Annotated in this window: 12 protein-coding genes; 7 read left to right on the plus strand and 5 right to left on the minus strand. The window is 63.9% G+C overall.

Going from position 1 to position 14,452, the window contains the following annotated elements; translation table 11 throughout:
- Positions 1-87: 87 nt before the first annotated feature.
- Complete coding sequence (locus DOD19_RS12075; RefSeq protein ID WP_112185705.1) at positions 88-1,029, plus strand: LysR substrate-binding domain-containing protein; 942 nt, start codon at positions 88-90, stop codon at positions 1,027-1,029.
- 92 nt (positions 1,030-1,121) lie between these two features.
- Here the strand turns inward: DOD19_RS12075 and DOD19_RS12080 are convergent, their stop codons facing one another.
- Positions 1,122-2,708: an isocitrate lyase gene (locus tag DOD19_RS12080; protein WP_024976494.1), complete on the minus strand. Its 1,587-nt coding sequence runs from the start codon at positions 2,706-2,708 to the stop codon at positions 1,122-1,124.
- Between the two features lie 441 nt (positions 2,709-3,149).
- Here DOD19_RS12080 and DOD19_RS12085 point away from each other — a divergent pair, with 441 nt between their 5' ends.
- Positions 3,150-4,394 carry a saccharopine dehydrogenase NADP-binding domain-containing protein gene (locus tag DOD19_RS12085; RefSeq protein ID WP_112185706.1) on the plus strand — a complete coding sequence of 415 codons (1,245 nt, stop codon included), beginning with the start codon at positions 3,150-3,152 and terminating at the stop codon, positions 4,392-4,394.
- Between the two features lie 30 nt (positions 4,395-4,424).
- Here DOD19_RS12085 and DOD19_RS12090 read toward each other — a convergent pair whose 3' ends face one another.
- Complete coding sequence (locus DOD19_RS12090) at positions 4,425-5,474, minus strand: AI-2E family transporter (RefSeq protein ID WP_112185709.1); 1,050 nt, start codon at positions 5,472-5,474, stop codon at positions 4,425-4,427.
- Between the two features lie 252 nt (positions 5,475-5,726).
- On the opposite strand from DOD19_RS12090, the gene DOD19_RS12095 reads away from it, so the two are divergent.
- Both DOD19_RS12095 and DOD19_RS12100 read left to right on the plus strand, forming a co-directional pair.
- Positions 5,727-6,008 (plus strand): antibiotic biosynthesis monooxygenase family protein, encoded by a 282-nt coding sequence (locus DOD19_RS12095; RefSeq protein WP_112185711.1) that lies wholly within the window; start codon positions 5,727-5,729, stop codon positions 6,006-6,008.
- 353 nt (positions 6,009-6,361) lie between these two features.
- Complete coding sequence (locus tag DOD19_RS12100; protein ID WP_112185714.1) at positions 6,362-8,119, plus strand: GGDEF domain-containing protein; 1,758 nt, start codon at positions 6,362-6,364, stop codon at positions 8,117-8,119.
- A 13-nt stretch (positions 8,120-8,132) separates the two neighbouring features.
- On the opposite strand, the gene DOD19_RS12105 is transcribed toward DOD19_RS12100, so the two are convergent.
- Positions 8,133-8,945 (minus strand): AraC family transcriptional regulator, encoded by an 813-nt coding sequence (locus DOD19_RS12105; protein WP_112186033.1) that lies wholly within the window; start codon positions 8,943-8,945, stop codon positions 8,133-8,135.
- Between the two features lie 130 nt (positions 8,946-9,075).
- Between DOD19_RS12105 and DOD19_RS12110 the strand changes: the two genes are divergently transcribed.
- Positions 9,076-9,744 carry a glutathione S-transferase family protein gene (locus tag DOD19_RS12110; RefSeq protein ID WP_112185716.1) on the plus strand — a complete coding sequence of 223 codons (669 nt, stop codon included), beginning with the start codon at positions 9,076-9,078 and terminating at the stop codon, positions 9,742-9,744.
- A gap of 7 nt (positions 9,745-9,751) precedes the next feature.
- Here DOD19_RS12110 and DOD19_RS12115 read toward each other — a convergent pair whose 3' ends face one another.
- On the minus strand, positions 9,752-11,554 hold the full coding sequence (locus DOD19_RS12115) for a methyl-accepting chemotaxis protein (RefSeq protein ID WP_112185718.1): 1,803 nt from the start codon (positions 11,552-11,554) through the stop codon (positions 9,752-9,754).
- Between the two features lie 233 nt (positions 11,555-11,787).
- On the opposite strand from DOD19_RS12115, the gene DOD19_RS12120 reads away from it, so the two are divergent.
- Positions 11,788-12,894, plus strand: a complete 1,107-nt coding sequence (locus DOD19_RS12120) for an S-(hydroxymethyl)glutathione dehydrogenase/class III alcohol dehydrogenase (protein WP_112186035.1) — start codon at positions 11,788-11,790, stop codon at positions 12,892-12,894.
- A 22-nt stretch (positions 12,895-12,916) separates the two neighbouring features.
- The gene (gene fghA / locus DOD19_RS12125) at positions 12,917-13,780 is read left to right on the plus strand and encodes an S-formylglutathione hydrolase (protein ID WP_112185721.1); all 864 of its coding nucleotides are present in this window, start codon (positions 12,917-12,919) and stop codon (positions 13,778-13,780) included.
- A gap of 23 nt (positions 13,781-13,803) precedes the next feature.
- Here the strand turns inward: fghA and DOD19_RS12130 are convergent, their stop codons facing one another.
- Positions 13,804-14,271, minus strand: a complete 468-nt coding sequence (locus DOD19_RS12130; protein WP_112185723.1) for a hypothetical protein — start codon at positions 14,269-14,271, stop codon at positions 13,804-13,806.
- Positions 14,272-14,452: the final 181 nt, after the last annotated feature.

Raw genomic sequence — 14,452 nt, forward strand, 5'->3', positions numbered from 1 at the left:
GTAGAAAGCATAGATTGACGGTCTTTTCTTGACAAAGACCATGTGAACATACAAATCTATGCCGACACGGCATATCTCAACGCAAGCATGGACATCCGAGAACTCAAGAGCTTCATTCGCGTGGCGCGTGCCGGCAGTTTCAGCCGCGCAGCCGCCGAGCTGTACATCGCGCAACCCGCGCTGAGCCGGCAGATTGCAAAGCTGGAGGCAGAGATTGGCGTGCCGCTGCTGGTTCGGCATGGCCGGGGCGTCCGGCTCACCGCGGCGGGCTCGCGTCTGCTGGAGCGCGCTGAAATGATCACCCACCTGCTCAGCGAAACCAGCGAAGACGTACGCGCCAGCGCGGACGAGGAGCGCGGGCATCTGGCTGTTGGCCTGCCGCCGACCATGGGCGCGCTGATCGGCGCCGATCTCGTCCAGGACTTCCGGGCGCAGTGGCCTCGGGTGTCACTGCACGTGCGAGAAGGCCTGAGCAGCTCGCTGCAGGAGTGGGTGCTGGATCGGCGCGTTGACCTTGCCGTCGTCTACAACCAACCGCCGCTGGATGCGTTCCACGTGCGCCCTTTGTTCAGCGAGCCCATGATCCTCGTGGGGCCGCCTGGCTCAGAGACCGACAAGCGCGAATACCAGATCCGCGACCTGGCCAGCATTCCGCTGATCTTGCCCGGCCTGCCGCACAGCAACCGGCGCCTGGTCGAACAGGCGGCGATCCAGCACGGTGTGCGCCTGCGCATCGCCCTGGAAGTCGACAGCGTGTCGCTGACCAAGCAACTGGTGAAGGCCGGCGCCGGCTATTCGATCCTGACCTACATCGCAATCAAAGAGGAGATCGCGCGTGGTGAACTCGTTGCACATCGCATCGGGCGTCCCGGCATCCGGTCGAGCGTGGCGATCACGACCCTGCGCGAGAATCCCCCTTCCCGCTTCGCCGCTGCCTGGACCGCACTGCTGCAAGACAAGCTCAAGCAATTCATTGCGTCGGAATCGTGGAAAGCCGATGTGGTCTGGCCGAAGGACGGGACTCACTGAGCAGGCCGTCTCACGGCCCCCCAAAAGAAAACGCCAACCCGCGATGGGTTGGCGTTTTGCTTGGGGTATGACCGAATCAGTCGATCAATGCATCAGTGGAACTGGTTCATCGTGTTGTCCTTACCCGCAGCCTTCAGCGCTGCTTCGCCGCTGAAGTATTCCTTGTGGTCGTCGCCAATATCCGAGCCCGACATGTTCTGGTGCTTGACGCAGGCGATGCCTTGACGGATTTCCTTGCGCTGCACGCCAGCCACATAACCGAGCATGCCCTGGTCGCCGAAGTATTCCTTGGCCAGGTTGTCGGTCGACAGCGCGGCGGTGTGGTACGTCGGCAGCGTGATCAGGTGGTGGAAGATGCCGGCTTCGCGCGACGCATCGGCCTGGAACGTGCGGATCTTCTCGTCAGCGAGCTTCGCCAGTTCGCTGTCGTCGTATTCCGTGCTCATCAGTTGGCCGCGCTCGTAGGCCGACACATCCTTGCCGGCTTCCTTCATCGCGTCATACACCTGCTGACGGAAGTTCAGCGTCCAGTTGAACGACGGGCTGTTGTTGTACACCAGCTTGGCGTTCGGGATGACCTTGCGGATTTCGCTCACCATGCCGCCAATCTGGGCGATGTGCGGCTTTTCGGTTTCGATCCACAGCAGGTCGGCGCCGTTTTGCAGCGAGGTGATGCAGTCGAGCACGCAACGCGCTTCGCCGGTGCCAGCGCGGAACTGGAACAGGTTGCTCGGCAGGCGCTTCGGACGCAGCAGCTTGCCGTCGCGCTTGATGACGACATCACCGTTGCCCAGTTGGTCGGCCGACAGCTCTTCGCAGTCGAGGAACGCGTTGTATTGGTCGCCCAGGTCGCCCGGCGTGTTCGTCACGGCGATCTGCTTGGTCAGGCCTGCGCCCAGCGAATCGGTACGGGCGACGATGATGCCGTCGTCCACGCCCAGCTCCAGGAACGCGTAGCGGATCGCGCGGATCTTGGCCAGGAAGTCTTCATGCGGCACGGTGACCTTGCCGTCCTGGTGGCCGCACTGCTTCTCGTCCGACACCTGGTTTTCGATCTGGATGCAGCAGGCACCCGCTTCGATGAACTGCTTGGCCAGCAGGTACGTGGCTTCTGCGTTGCCGAAACCGGCGTCGATGTCGGCAATGATGGGCACCACGTGGGTGACGTGGTTGTCGATCTTTTCTTGGATCGCGGCCTTGGCAGCGGCGTCTTTGGCAGCGTCCAGTTCGCGGAAGAGGCCGCCCAGTTCACGCGCGTCGGCTTGGCGCAGGAACGTGTACAGCTCGCGGATCAGCGCGCTGACAGAAGTCTTCTCGTGCATCGATTGATCCGGCAGCGGGCCGAACTCCGAGCGCAGCGCAGCGACCATCCAGCCCGACAGGTACAGGTAGCGGCGTTCGGTGCTCTTGAAGTGCTTCTTGATGGAAATCATCTTCTGCTGGCCGATGAAGCCGTGCCAGCAACCCAGCGACTGCGTGTACTTGGACGGATCGGCGTCGTAGGCGGCCATGTCGGCGCGCATGATCTTGGCGGTGTACTTGGCGATGTCCAGACCCGTCTTGAACTTGTTCTGTGCACGCATGCGAGCAGCGTACTCGGGGTTGATCGCGTTCCATGCGTTGCCGTAGGTTTCTTTCAAACCGGCAACTGCCTTGATGTCGTCTTGATACTGGGCCATGTCAATTTCCTGGAAATAAAGCGCGTTTGAGAAGAATCGGTTGCGTGTGCAGCTCCGGAGTTCGAAGCGAGCAGCATGGATTTATTGTAGGTCGGCTTTGACGCGTCGCAGCAATGTCTTATATAAGACATAAGAGTTAGTTTTTCTTTATTTTTCAAATAGATAGCTGACAAATTTTGCGATGCGGAACGTGTTTTCAGCAAACGGGAAGACGACGCCCGAGAAATTCGAGGCAAATTCCGTAATGTGAAACGGTCTTTCAGGTGCTGGAGGCGGTGAACGTGGGGGCCGCGGGGGGCGACGCAGGCGTGTCCGCCTGAGTCATGCGATGCCGACGATGCCAGTTGCCTGGCGGGCGGGGCACCTTCACTATTGTTTGCCGCTGAACGACAGAAGGCCGCCATACCGGCACTTTCATCCGCCCATCAAAAGGAAGACTCCATGCCCGCTCCGGACTATGACGTTGTCGTGTTTGGCGCCACCAGCTTTGTCGGTCAGATCCTGACCCGCTACCTGGCCGAACAGTTTTCGGGCGGTGGAGAAACGCTGCGCTGGGCCATTGCCGGCCGATCCGAAGCGAAGCTGCTGGACGTCAAGCGTTCACTAGGCGCGGCGAGTGAATCCCTCCCGATCATCGTGGCAGACGCCGCCAACGAACCCCAGTTGCGCGCACTGTGCGCACAGACCCGGGTAGTGGTCTCCACGGTTGGCCCCTACGCGCTGTACGGCGAGCCCTTGATCAAGGTCTGCGCCGAAAGCGGCACGGACTACTGCGACCTCACCGGCGAGACCCAGTGGATCAAGCGCATGATCAACAAATATGAAGCGACGGCGCAGCAGTCAGGGGCACGCATCGTGCATTGCTGCGGCTTCGACTCGGTGCCGTCGGATATGGGGGTCTACTTCCTGCAGCAACAAGCCATGCGGCAATGGGGTACACCCGCCACGCGGGTGAAGTTGCGCGTCAAGACGCTCAAGGGCGGCGCATCTGGCGGCACTGTGGCCAGCCTGATCAACGTCGTGCAAGAAGCCGCTGCGGACCCTGCCTTGCGCCGGGAACTCGCAGACCCTTACTCCCTCTGCCCCCAGGGCCACGGCTTCACGGCACGCCAACGCTCGGTACGGGGCGCGGCGTTCGATGCCGATTTCGATGTGTGGATTGCGCCCTTTGTCATGGCGGCCATCAACGAGCGCGTGGTGCACCGCTCCAACGCCCTGTCCGGAAACGCCTATGGCAACCCATTCACCTACGACGAAGCGGTGATCACCGGGCCCGGCCTGCGCGGCCGTTTGCGGGCCGTGACGATGGTGGCCGGCCTGGGCGCCTTCATGCTGGGCATTGTCATCAAGCCCATCCGCATCGTGATGGAGCGCTTTCTGTTGCCCAAACCCGGCGAAGGCCCCACGCCTGCGGCGCAATTGGCAGGCCGCTATGACCTGCGGCTCTTTGGCCGCACCGATCAAGGAAACACCTTGCGGGTGAAGGTGACCGGAGATCGGGACCCCGGCTATGGCTCGACCGGCAAGATGCTGGGTCAGGCTGCCGCCAGCCTCGCGCTGGACCACGTAAAAGAGGGCACCAAGACCGGACGCCCCGGCGGCTTCTGGACGCCGGCCACAATGTTCGACGAACGCTTCATCGAGCGCCTGACCCGCCATGCTGGTCTGCGTTTCGAGCGGATATAAGCGCGATGAAGCGCCAGCTCAGCCGAGGCATCAGTCGTTCTGCCCGCGCGCAAAAATATCCCAGCTGGCCATGAACAGCGCGGCAACCAGCGGCCCGATCACGAAGCCTGTGATGCCGAACAATTCCATACCGCCCAGGGTGGAGATCAGCACGACCCAGTCGGGCATCTTGGTGTCCTTGCCGACCAGCAGCGGGCGCAGCAGGTTGTCGACCAGGCCGATCACACCGCCGCAGAACGCGACGAGGATCACGCATTTCCAGATCGCGCCCACCATCAGGAAGCAGAGCGCGACCGGAATCCACACGAGGCTCGCGCCAATCGCGGGCAGCAGCGACAGGAAGGCCATCAACGCGCCCCACAGCACCACGCCGTCAATGCCGAGGAGCCAGAAAATCAGCCCCCCAAGCGCGCCCTGCACCAGCGCAACGGCAATGTTGCCTTTCACGGTGGCGCGCACGACGGTCGTAAACTTGCTCAGCAGCAGGCGCTTGTGCTCTTCATCCATCGGCAGCGCGCGGCGCACGCGGCGGCCGATCTCGGCGCCATCGCGCAACAGGAAGAACACCATGTACAGCATCACGCCAAAGCCGACGACGAACTGGAACGTGTTCTGCCCGATGCTCAGCGCCTGCGTCGCGGCAAACTGGCTGATCTGCGCTGCCCCGTCGGCCAGCTTTCTCTGGATGCCGGGGATGTTGGTCAGGCCGGCTTTGGCAAGCAGTTGCTGCACCCATGTGGGCAGCGCATGGACCGCCTCCGAAAGGTACCGGGAATAATTGGGCTGCGCGCTCTGGATCTCCTGATAGGCAACGCCGATTTCCTGCACGATGGTCGCCGTCACAAAGATGACCGGCAGGATCACGATCAGGACGATCAGGGTGAGCGTGGTGAGCGCAGCAAGATTGCGCCGCTTGTCCATCCGGGCGACCAGCGCACGCTGCACGGGCTGGAACAGGATCGCCAGGATGACGCCCCAGAACACCGCGCCAAAGAACGGCGAGAGTATCCAGCAGAGCCCGAGCGTGACGACAAACAGCAGGAGGTAGAAAAATTTCTGGTGGTCGTTTCCGCTATCCATGGGTTGCTTTTGCTTAAAGGTGACGTCTCAAAGGCCCGAGCAGGAACCAGGCCCGGCAATGAAATCCGAGTATGCCCGCGCAACCGCGGTTGTCATAGGGGCGGCCGACGGGGCGGACAGGCTGACGAAGCCCGCCGAAAGCTGGCGCCCGCGGTTGAACAACCCCGATACCGGCCGGGCTATGGCGACGAGCATTGCCAGCTATAGTCTGCCCACCCATCCAACCGAACGGAGCACAACGTGGTATTCGAAATGGCCCACATCGAGATTCTCGCCGGCAAGCAGCGCGAGTTTGAAGCCGCCGTCCAGCAAGCCTTGCCGCTGTTTGCACGCGCCAAGGGCTGCCACGGCGCCGAGCTGCACCACATCGTCGAGCGCGACACCAGCTACGTGCTGATCGTGCGCTGGAACACCGTGGAAGACCATATGGTCGATTTTCGCGAGTCCGACGACTTCCAGGAATGGCGCAATCTGGTCGGGCCATTCTTTGCGAAGGCGCCGGAGGTCGTGCACTCCGAAGTGGCGGTCAAGTAACCGGCCCGCCTGAATCATTCGATCCTCACCCAGGCACGAGATGCGCTCGGCGCTCTCAAGGTGCACCCCCATCTCGTGCCATGCCGACGCGGCAACCTGACCGCCGGCCCCTTTTCAGCGCTTGGGCCTGAACATCCCGTAAGAATCCTTTTGCATTTGTTTGCAGTCCGCCCGCGCGGCGCGAGTCCAATGGCACGGTAAAGAAGCCCCCGGTGCTGCCGTTAGCCAGAGATGTGCATTGCGCGCGGCAACGAGCGCGGGCACCTGTGCAACCCATTCGCAACTGCCTCCCGGCTCTGCCCAACCGCCCGCCAAGACGCTCTTCCACTCTGTTCATGTCTTCTGAAACGTCGATGGACAGGCGCTTTAGCGCCAGCGTCGCCATCGTCCTTGTTCCGGTGTTGTCGCTGTCGTGCTGGCTGCTGGGCTACGCGTGGCTGGCTTACGGCCGCGCCGACAATGCCGCCCGCAGCGTCCAGGCGCTGCGCATGACGTTGTTGGCCATGGAGAAGGTTTCAGCCGAACGCGGCCCGACCAACGGCGTGCTCGGCGAAGACTTGCCGCTGCCCGCCGAGCGCAAGGCGGCCCTGCAACGCATGCGCGCCACCAGCGATGAACATGTCGCCCAATTGCTCGACGCCCTGAGCCCAGAACATTGCCCGGGCTGTGAAGCCGACATCACCGCCGCGCGCCGCGCCCAAACGCATCTGGCCGCTGCCCGCGCCAACATCGACCGGTTGACCGCACTGCCCCTGCGCGCACGCAGCAGCGATGACCTCGCCGACGGCGTGAACCGCATGATCGCGGTGATCCCCGAATTCCTGCCCATCGTCAACGCGCGCACGGCCAACATCACGCGCGGCGATCCCGACGTGCTCAATTGCCTGACGCTGGCGCGGCTGTCGGCCGATCTGCGTGAATACGCGGGCCAGCTCGGTTCGCGCTTTACCGGTGCGCTGGCCATGCACCGCATGCTCACATTTGAAGAGCAGCTTGCGATCGAACGCACGCACGGCCGTATTGACCAGTTGCGCAGCATGATCGAGACCCGCGTGGGTGCGCATTCGGCACTGAACCAGCACGCCTTGACCACCCTCGGCGCCCAGTACTTCGGCGATGGGCTGCGCTATGTGGCTGCCGTGCGCGCCAAGGCCAGCCAGCCCGGCGGCGTCGATATCACCCCCGCCGCATTTGCCGAGCGCTACGTGCCCACCATGCGCGCCATTACGGATTTCCGCGACATCGTGCTGGGCCTGGCGGATGACGACATCCGCGAACATCGGCGCGCGATGCTGCTGGTGCTCATCGGCTCGGCAGGCGCGGTGCTGTCGGTACTCGGCGCACTGGCATGGATGACGATTTCGTTCCGCCGCAACGTGGTGGGGCCGTTTGTCAACGCCACGCGGCTGATCGACGGGATTGCGCGCGGCAACTTGAGCGTGCACATCCCGACCGGCTTTGCGCGGCGCGAGATTCGCGCGATGTTCGAGGCGATTCGCGTACTGCGCATCAACAGCATCGAGCGCCGCCGGCTGGAACTGGAACGCGCACACCTGATGCAGGAACTCGCGCGCATGGCCGAGACCGACCCGCTCACCCATCTGCTCAACCGCCGCGCCTTTGAAGACCGTGCCAGCGCGATGTGCAAATCGCCGCAGCCGAAAGCGCGGCTCGTTGCGCTCATCATGTTCGACATCGACCACTTCAAGCGCATCAACGATACGTACGGCCATGCCGTGGGCGACGAAGCGCTGCGCACCGTTGCAAGCCTGTGCCGCGCCGAGGGCCCGTCGGCCGACATGGTGGCGCGCATCGGCGGCGAAGAATTCGCGGTCATGGTGTGGGCGGATAGCCTCGCGCAGGCGCGCGCGGTGGCTGACCATCTGCGCCATCGCATTGCCGAGGTGACGGTGCCCACCGGCACCGATCTGCCCTGCCGCATGACGGCCAGCTTTGGCGTGGCGGCGGCACCCGCGGCGGATGGCCCCGAGCTGGAGCCACTGCTGCGACGAGCAGACCGCCTGCTGTATGCCGCCAAGCTGGCGGGGCGCAACTGCGTGATGACGGACCGCCCGCCTGCGTCGCCGGACGTGGCGCTCGCGGCGGATTGATGCGCCGGGCGCGCTAGGCCTGATTGGCGCGCCGATACTCCGCAGGCGCCTTGCCGACAAGGCGGCGGAAGTCACGCGTGAAATGGGCTTGGTCAAAGTAGCCAAGCCCGTGCGCAAGCTCAGCCAGATCCACACCCACGCCGTTGGCAAGCTGGTCCGCCGCCTCATGCAAGCGGTATCGGCGGATCACCCACTTGGGCGTCACACCCACATACTCCGAGAACAATTGCTGCAGCGTGCGTTCGCTCATGCCGGCGCGCTCGGCCAAGTCGCGTACCTGGGTCAGACCTGCGTCCTGTTGCAGCGACTGCAAGATGCTGTGAATGCGCTCAACCAGTGGGTCCGGTGGCGGCAGCACGCGTAGCAGCAGCGTTTCTGCGGCAGACACCATGCCGGCGTCGTCAGGTGCGCCGAGCACCATCTCTTCTGCCTGCGCATCGCCAATGCCAAGCACATCGGAAACCGGCAGGGTCTTGTCGGTCAGCAAACGCACCGGCTTGCCGAAGAACGCGCGAAAGGCACCGGGCCGCAAGCGCAGGCCGATCACGCGGCCCGTCTCCGCCAATGTGGTTTCGAACGCGCCCGACATCACGCCAAAGACGGCGGTCTGGCGACGGTCGAACACCAGGTTGACGCACGGATACGGAAGCGTGCGCTGGGTGTACGGCGGCTGGCCGCGCAAGTCCCATTCAACGATCCAGTGGTGCTCGAGCACGCCGGCCAAGGCATCACTCGGCTGATAGCGGTTCAGGCGGAAACGCTGGCGGAAAGCGAGCGGGTCGACCACGCCCTTTGGCTTGTCGGCAACGTCACGTAGATCGGTCATGGAAGCGGCGTCCGCGAAAACAATGCCGCGATGATGCACCGCCGCAGCGGATTTTTCCAAGACGGAGGCAAGCCTTGCGCCTACAGTGGCACTCTTTTCTCACCCGTATCCATCGAACACGGAGCCGACGATGCCCCAAGACCGCCACCTGATCCTTTACCACTCGCCGCGCAGCCGCTCGCGGGGCGCGCGCATGCTGCTCGAAGAACTCGGCGCCGACTACGAGGTGCATGCCTTCGACCTGACCACGGGCCAGCACAGGACGCCGGAGTTTCTCGCGATCAATCCGCTGGGCAAGGTGCCGACACTACGCCATGGCGATGCGGTCATCACCGAGCAGGTGGCGGTGTATCTGTATGCGGCAGAGCTGTATCCGGAAGCCGGGCTGTCGCCAGCCGTGGGCGATCCGCTGCGCGGGCCGTACCTGCGATGGATGGCGTTCTACGGTTCGTGTTTCGAGCCCGCTGTCGTCGACCATTCAATGGGCCGCGCGCCCGCTGCGTATTCGACCTCACCCTATGGCGACTTCGATACCGTCATTGCCGCGATCAACGCACAGTTGGCCAAAGGGCCCTACTTCCTCGGCGAGCGCTTCACGGCGGCAGACGTCCTCTGGGGCGCCGCATTGGACTGGATCACGATGTTCAAACTGATGCCCGAGACGCCCGTGGTGCGCGCGTATATCGACCGCATCCTGGCACGGCCTGCGGTCCAGCGCGCACGGGCAGCGGACCTCGCGCTGGCGGAAGAACAGGACAAGGCCAAGGCGGCCGCCAGTGCAGCCGCTCCCCAGGCCTGAGCCCGATTCAGTGCGACAGGCGGAACTGCCCCACGGCCTCGTTCAGGTTGAGGGCCTGTTCCTCAAGCGACTCCGCAGCGGCCGCGGCCTGCTCGACCAGCGCGGCGTTCTGCTGCGTCACCTGGTCCATCTGGTTGACGGCCTGGTTGACCTGCTCGATGCCGCTGCTCTGCTCTTCCGACGCTGACGAAATCTCGCCCATGATGTCGGTCACGCGCTTCACCGCATCGACGATCTCTGCCATCGTCACGCCGGCCTGATCAACCAGCGCCGTGCCGTTGCTCACACGATCTACCGAGTCGTGAATCAGCGCCTTGATTTCCTTCGCCGCGCCCGCCGAGCGCTGCGCCAGGCTGCGCACTTCGCTGGCCACCACCGCAAAGCCGCGGCCTTGCTCGCCGGCCCGCGCGGCTTCCACCGCAGCGTTCAGCGCCAGGATATTGGTCTGGAACGCAATGCTCTCGATCACGCCGATGATGTCGGCGATCTTCTTGCTGCTCTCGTTGATGCCGCCCATGGTTTGCACCACCTGGCCGACCACGTTGCCGCCGCGCGTGGCAACGTCCGACGCCGTCACGGCAAGCTGGCTGGCTTGACGCGCGTTATCGGCGTTCTGCTTCACGATGCTCGTCAGCTCTTCCATGCTCGACGCGGTTTCTTCCAGCGAGCTGGCTTGTTCTTCCGTGCGCTGCGACAGGTCTGCATTGCCGGCAGCAATTTCTTGCGCGGCCGAGCGCACCGAGTCGCTGCCCAGGCGGATCTGCTGCATCACCGCCGTCAGCTTGTCGGCAAACGTATTGAACGAGCGGGCGATCTGTGCGACTTCGTCTTCGCCATCTGAGGGCAGACGCTTGGTGAGGTCACCGCTGCCCGAGCCGATGTCGTCCATGGCATCGCGGATCATCGACAGGCGGCGGAACGCACGCGAAGTCATTGCGCCGACGATGAGCGCCGCCACGATGGCCACACCCACCAGCGCGCCAATCGACGTCATCACCAGTGAGCGCATGCCGGCCGTGGCATCAGACTTGTCCAGCGCCACCACCAGGCCCCAGTCGGTGCCCTTCACGCCCTGGCGGTAGAGCAGCTTGGATGCGCCATCCACTGACACTTCCACCGGCTTCTCCGCCTGCGCCAGCGACGCCAGCGTGGCTTCGTTCAGCCCTGCCGACAGATCGGTCGCCGGCTTGAGCGTGAGCTTGTCATTCGGGTGCGCGACGATCTTGCCGGCCGCGTTGACGAGGAAGCCGAAGCTGGCCGGCGTCGGGTGAATGGCCTTGACGTTGGCGATTACGCTGTCCATCGCCACGTCGCCGCCAATCACGCCCTTGAGGGTACTGCCGTCCAGAATGGGCACCGCGAAGGTCACGACGAGCTGGCCGGTGCTGGCGCTCACGTACGGCGGCGTCACCACGGGCTTGCCGGCCTCCACCGCCTGCTTGTACCAGGGGCGCGCGGTCGGGTCATACGTGGGCGGAATGCCTTCGGGGTTCGAGAATTTGTACGACTTGTCGGGGTAACCGACATAGACGTTGATGAAGCCGCCAGCCTTGTGCACGGCCTTGAAAACCGGAATCGGATCAGCAGACACTGCCACGTCTTGCAGCGACATCATCATCTGCGTCTTGGACGCCACCCAGTCGTCGATGCCGGCGATGTGGCCGCGCGCGACGGACTGCAGGTTCTGGCGGATGGACTCGTCGTTGTACGAACGCGTCACGAGATAGTTAAGACCGCCAGCGAAGGTCAATGCGCCGACCACGATGGCAACGCAGGTCAGCAAAATGCGAGTACGGATGGATGCAAGCACGGTATGGTTTCCTACTACGAGGCCCATGGCAGGGATTCCACCATGTAAGGCATGCGGCACACGACCCTGTCGGCCTTGCCGTCGCACAAGAAACGGCCGTCATAACGAAATCTGAAGTCTGATCTGCGTGACATGACTCCGCTATCACGTTGCCGGAGCAGGCAACGTTCTACAATCGCCCTCCCTACGCTGCCCACGTCGGGCAGGCTCCACTTCAAAAAAAAGGAATGCGCATGAAAACCAAAGCCGCCATCGCCTGGAAAGCCGGTGCTCCGCTCACCGTGGAAGAAGTCGACCTGCAGGGCCCGCGCGCCGGTGAGGTGCTCGTCGAGATCAAGGCGACCGGCATTTGCCATACCGATTACTACACGCTGTCGGGTGCCGATCCGGAAGGCATCTTCCCGGCGATCCTCGGCCATGAAGGCGCGGGCGTGGTGTTGGAGGTGGGCGCAGGTGTCACATCGTTGAAAGCCGGCGACCACGTGATCCCGCTGTACACGCCGGAATGCCGTCAGTGCAAGTTCTGCCTGTCGCGCAAGACAAACCTGTGCCAGGCCATTCGCGCCACGCAGGGCAAGGGCCTGATGCCGGACGGCACGTCGCGCTTCTCGCTCGACGGCAAGCCGCTGTTCCACTACATGGGCACGTCCACGTTTGCAAATCACATCGTGGTGCCGGAGATTGCGCTGGCAAAGATCCGCCCCGATGCGCCGTTCGATAAAGTCTGCTACATCGGCTGCGGCGTCACCACGGGCGTGGGCGCGGTGGTCTACACGGCCAAGGTGGAACCGGGCGCAAACGTGGTCGTGTTCGGCCTGGGCGGCATCGGCTTGAACGTGATCCAGGGCGCAAAGATGGTGGGCGCCGACAAGATCATCGGCGTGGACTTGAACCCCGCACGCGAAGCCATGGCACGCAAATTCGGCATGACGCACTTCATCAACCCGAATGATGTGGACAACGTGGTCGACCACATCATCCAGCTCACCGACGGCGGTGCGGATTACTCGTTCGAGTGCATCGGCAACACGAAGGTCATGCGGCAGGCGCTGGAGTGCTGCCACAAGGGCTGGGGCCAGTCGATCATCATCGGCGTGGCCGAGGCCGGCGCGGAGATCAGCACGCGCCCGTTCCAACTCGTGACCGGCCGTGAGTGGAAGGGCTCCGCCTTCGGTGGCGCACGTGGCCGCACGGACGTGCCGAAGATCGTCGACTGGTACATGGAAGGCAAGCTCAACATCGATGACCTCATCACGCACAGGCTGCCGCTGGAGCGCATCAACGAGGGCTTCGAGCTGATGAAGCGCGGTGAGTCGATCCGTTCGGTCGTGCTGTATTGAACCTCGAGGATGGAGCCACGCAATGACGATCCCGGTACCGGCACTTGAACTGCTTTCCGAGCATGCCTGCTTTGGCGGCGTGCAGCGCTTCTATCGGCATGCCTCGACGGCGATCGGGCTGCCGATGCGCTTCTCGGTCTACCTGCCGCCGCAGGCGTTGGAAGGCACGCGCTGCCCCGCGCTGTTCTATCTGGCGGGCCTGACGTGCACGGAAGAGACGTTTGCCATCAAGGCCGGTGCGCAACGCGTGGCAGCACGCGAAGGCCTCATCCTCATCGCGCCCGACACCAGCCCCCGCGACGCGAACATCCCCGGCGAAACCGATAGCTGGGATTTCGGCATCGCCGCCGGCTTCTACCTGGACGCCACGCAGGCGCCGTGGCGTGGGCATTACCGCATGGAAAGCTACATTGCCGACGAGCTGCACCACATCGCGCGCGTGGCCTTTCCGGTGGCGCCGGGGCGCATCGGCATCTTTGGGCATTCGATGGGCGGCCACGGCGCGTTGACGCTGGCCTTGCGCCATCGGGAGCGCTTTGCTTCGGTCTCCGCGTTTGCGCCCATCGCGCATCCGTCGGTGTGCCCGTGGGGCATCAAAGCGTTCACCGGATATCTCGGGGACGATCGCACCGCCTGGGCAGCGCACGACGCCACGGAGTTGATGCGGCAGGCATCGTGCCCGTTCCCGGGCGGCATCCTGATCGATCAGGGCGAGGCCGACAAATTCCTCGCAGAGCAGCTGTACCCGGATGACTTTGCCGCCGCGTGCGCTGTAGCCGGGCAGCCGCTGCAACTGCGCCGCCACCCGGGCTACGACCACGGCTACTACTTCATCGAGACCTTCATCGAAGACCACCTGCTGCATCACGCAGCACAACTGCGCTAGCAGCCGGTAAATGCGGGGCCAGGCTAGCGGCTGCCGCCACCGGCACTGCCGCCAGCCGCCCCACCGGCGCCTCCGGTACCCGCAGCACCACCGCCACTACCGCCGCCCGGCGCACCCATCGACCCGCCCGTGCCTGGCGCGCCTACGCCCACTCCACCCGCGCCGCCGCCGGTTGCACTGCCCGTTGAATCGTTGGCACTGCCGCCATAGCCCCCGCTCGAACCCGAGCGCATATTGCCGGCGCGCCCTTGCTTACCGGTGGCGTTGCGGTTGCGGGTGGCATCCCGACCGCCGTTGGCCGAACTGCCGTTGACAGCGGTCCCCCCCGTGCCCGTTGCAGTTGCGCCGGTGTCGGTACCACCCGCCGGAGACATGCTGCTGCCGCCCGCCGTGCTGTTGGATTGGGCTGCCCCCGTTTGGGCATACGCCGCTGCAGTACCGCCCGCCAGCGCCAACGCGATGACGAGAGAAGACGCACGGAGATACGTCATGAAATGCTCCTTTGAGGTTGAGAACATGCCCCTCCAAGGCAGCAAGGCCCGTTCCTCCGTCACGCCATGCAATATCGAGTGCGCCGATTGGCGGGATATTTGCTTCGGACCGTGCGTCAAAATGAGGAAGCCCGCACTCAGCTATACATTCAACGGTGTATGTATAATCGCCTGCCCCACT

It is taken from the genome of Ralstonia sp. GX3-BWBA, from assembly GCF_003290055.1.
Classification (GTDB): Bacteria; Pseudomonadota; Gammaproteobacteria; order Burkholderiales; family Burkholderiaceae; genus Ralstonia; species Ralstonia holmesii.

Excerpts from the sequence above, each read along its gene's own strand:
- DOD19_RS12075 (WP_112185705.1), top strand. The coding sequence starts at position 88 with ATGGACATCCGAGAACTCAAGAGCTTCATTCGCGTGGCGCGTGCCGGC.
- DOD19_RS12080 (WP_024976494.1), bottom strand. The coding sequence starts at position 2,708 with ATGGCCCAGTATCAAGACGACATCAAGGCAGTTGCCGGTTTGAAAGAA.
- DOD19_RS12085 (WP_112185706.1), top strand. The coding sequence starts at position 3,150 with ATGCCCGCTCCGGACTATGACGTTGTCGTGTTTGGCGCCACCAGCTTT.
- DOD19_RS12090 (WP_112185709.1), bottom strand. The coding sequence starts at position 5,474 with ATGGATAGCGGAAACGACCACCAGAAATTTTTCTACCTCCTGCTGTTT.
- DOD19_RS12095 (WP_112185711.1), top strand. The coding sequence starts at position 5,727 with ATGGCCCACATCGAGATTCTCGCCGGCAAGCAGCGCGAGTTTGAAGCC.
- DOD19_RS12100 (WP_112185714.1), top strand. The coding sequence starts at position 6,362 with ATGGACAGGCGCTTTAGCGCCAGCGTCGCCATCGTCCTTGTTCCGGTG.
- DOD19_RS12105 (WP_112186033.1), bottom strand. The coding sequence starts at position 8,945 with ATGACCGATCTACGTGACGTTGCCGACAAGCCAAAGGGCGTGGTCGAC.
- DOD19_RS12110 (WP_112185716.1), top strand. The coding sequence starts at position 9,076 with ATGCCCCAAGACCGCCACCTGATCCTTTACCACTCGCCGCGCAGCCGC.
- DOD19_RS12120 (WP_112186035.1), top strand. The coding sequence starts at position 11,788 with ATGAAAACCAAAGCCGCCATCGCCTGGAAAGCCGGTGCTCCGCTCACC.
- fghA (WP_112185721.1), top strand. The coding sequence starts at position 12,917 with ATGACGATCCCGGTACCGGCACTTGAACTGCTTTCCGAGCATGCCTGC.
- DOD19_RS12130 (WP_112185723.1), bottom strand. The coding sequence starts at position 14,271 with ATGACGTATCTCCGTGCGTCTTCTCTCGTCATCGCGTTGGCGCTGGCG.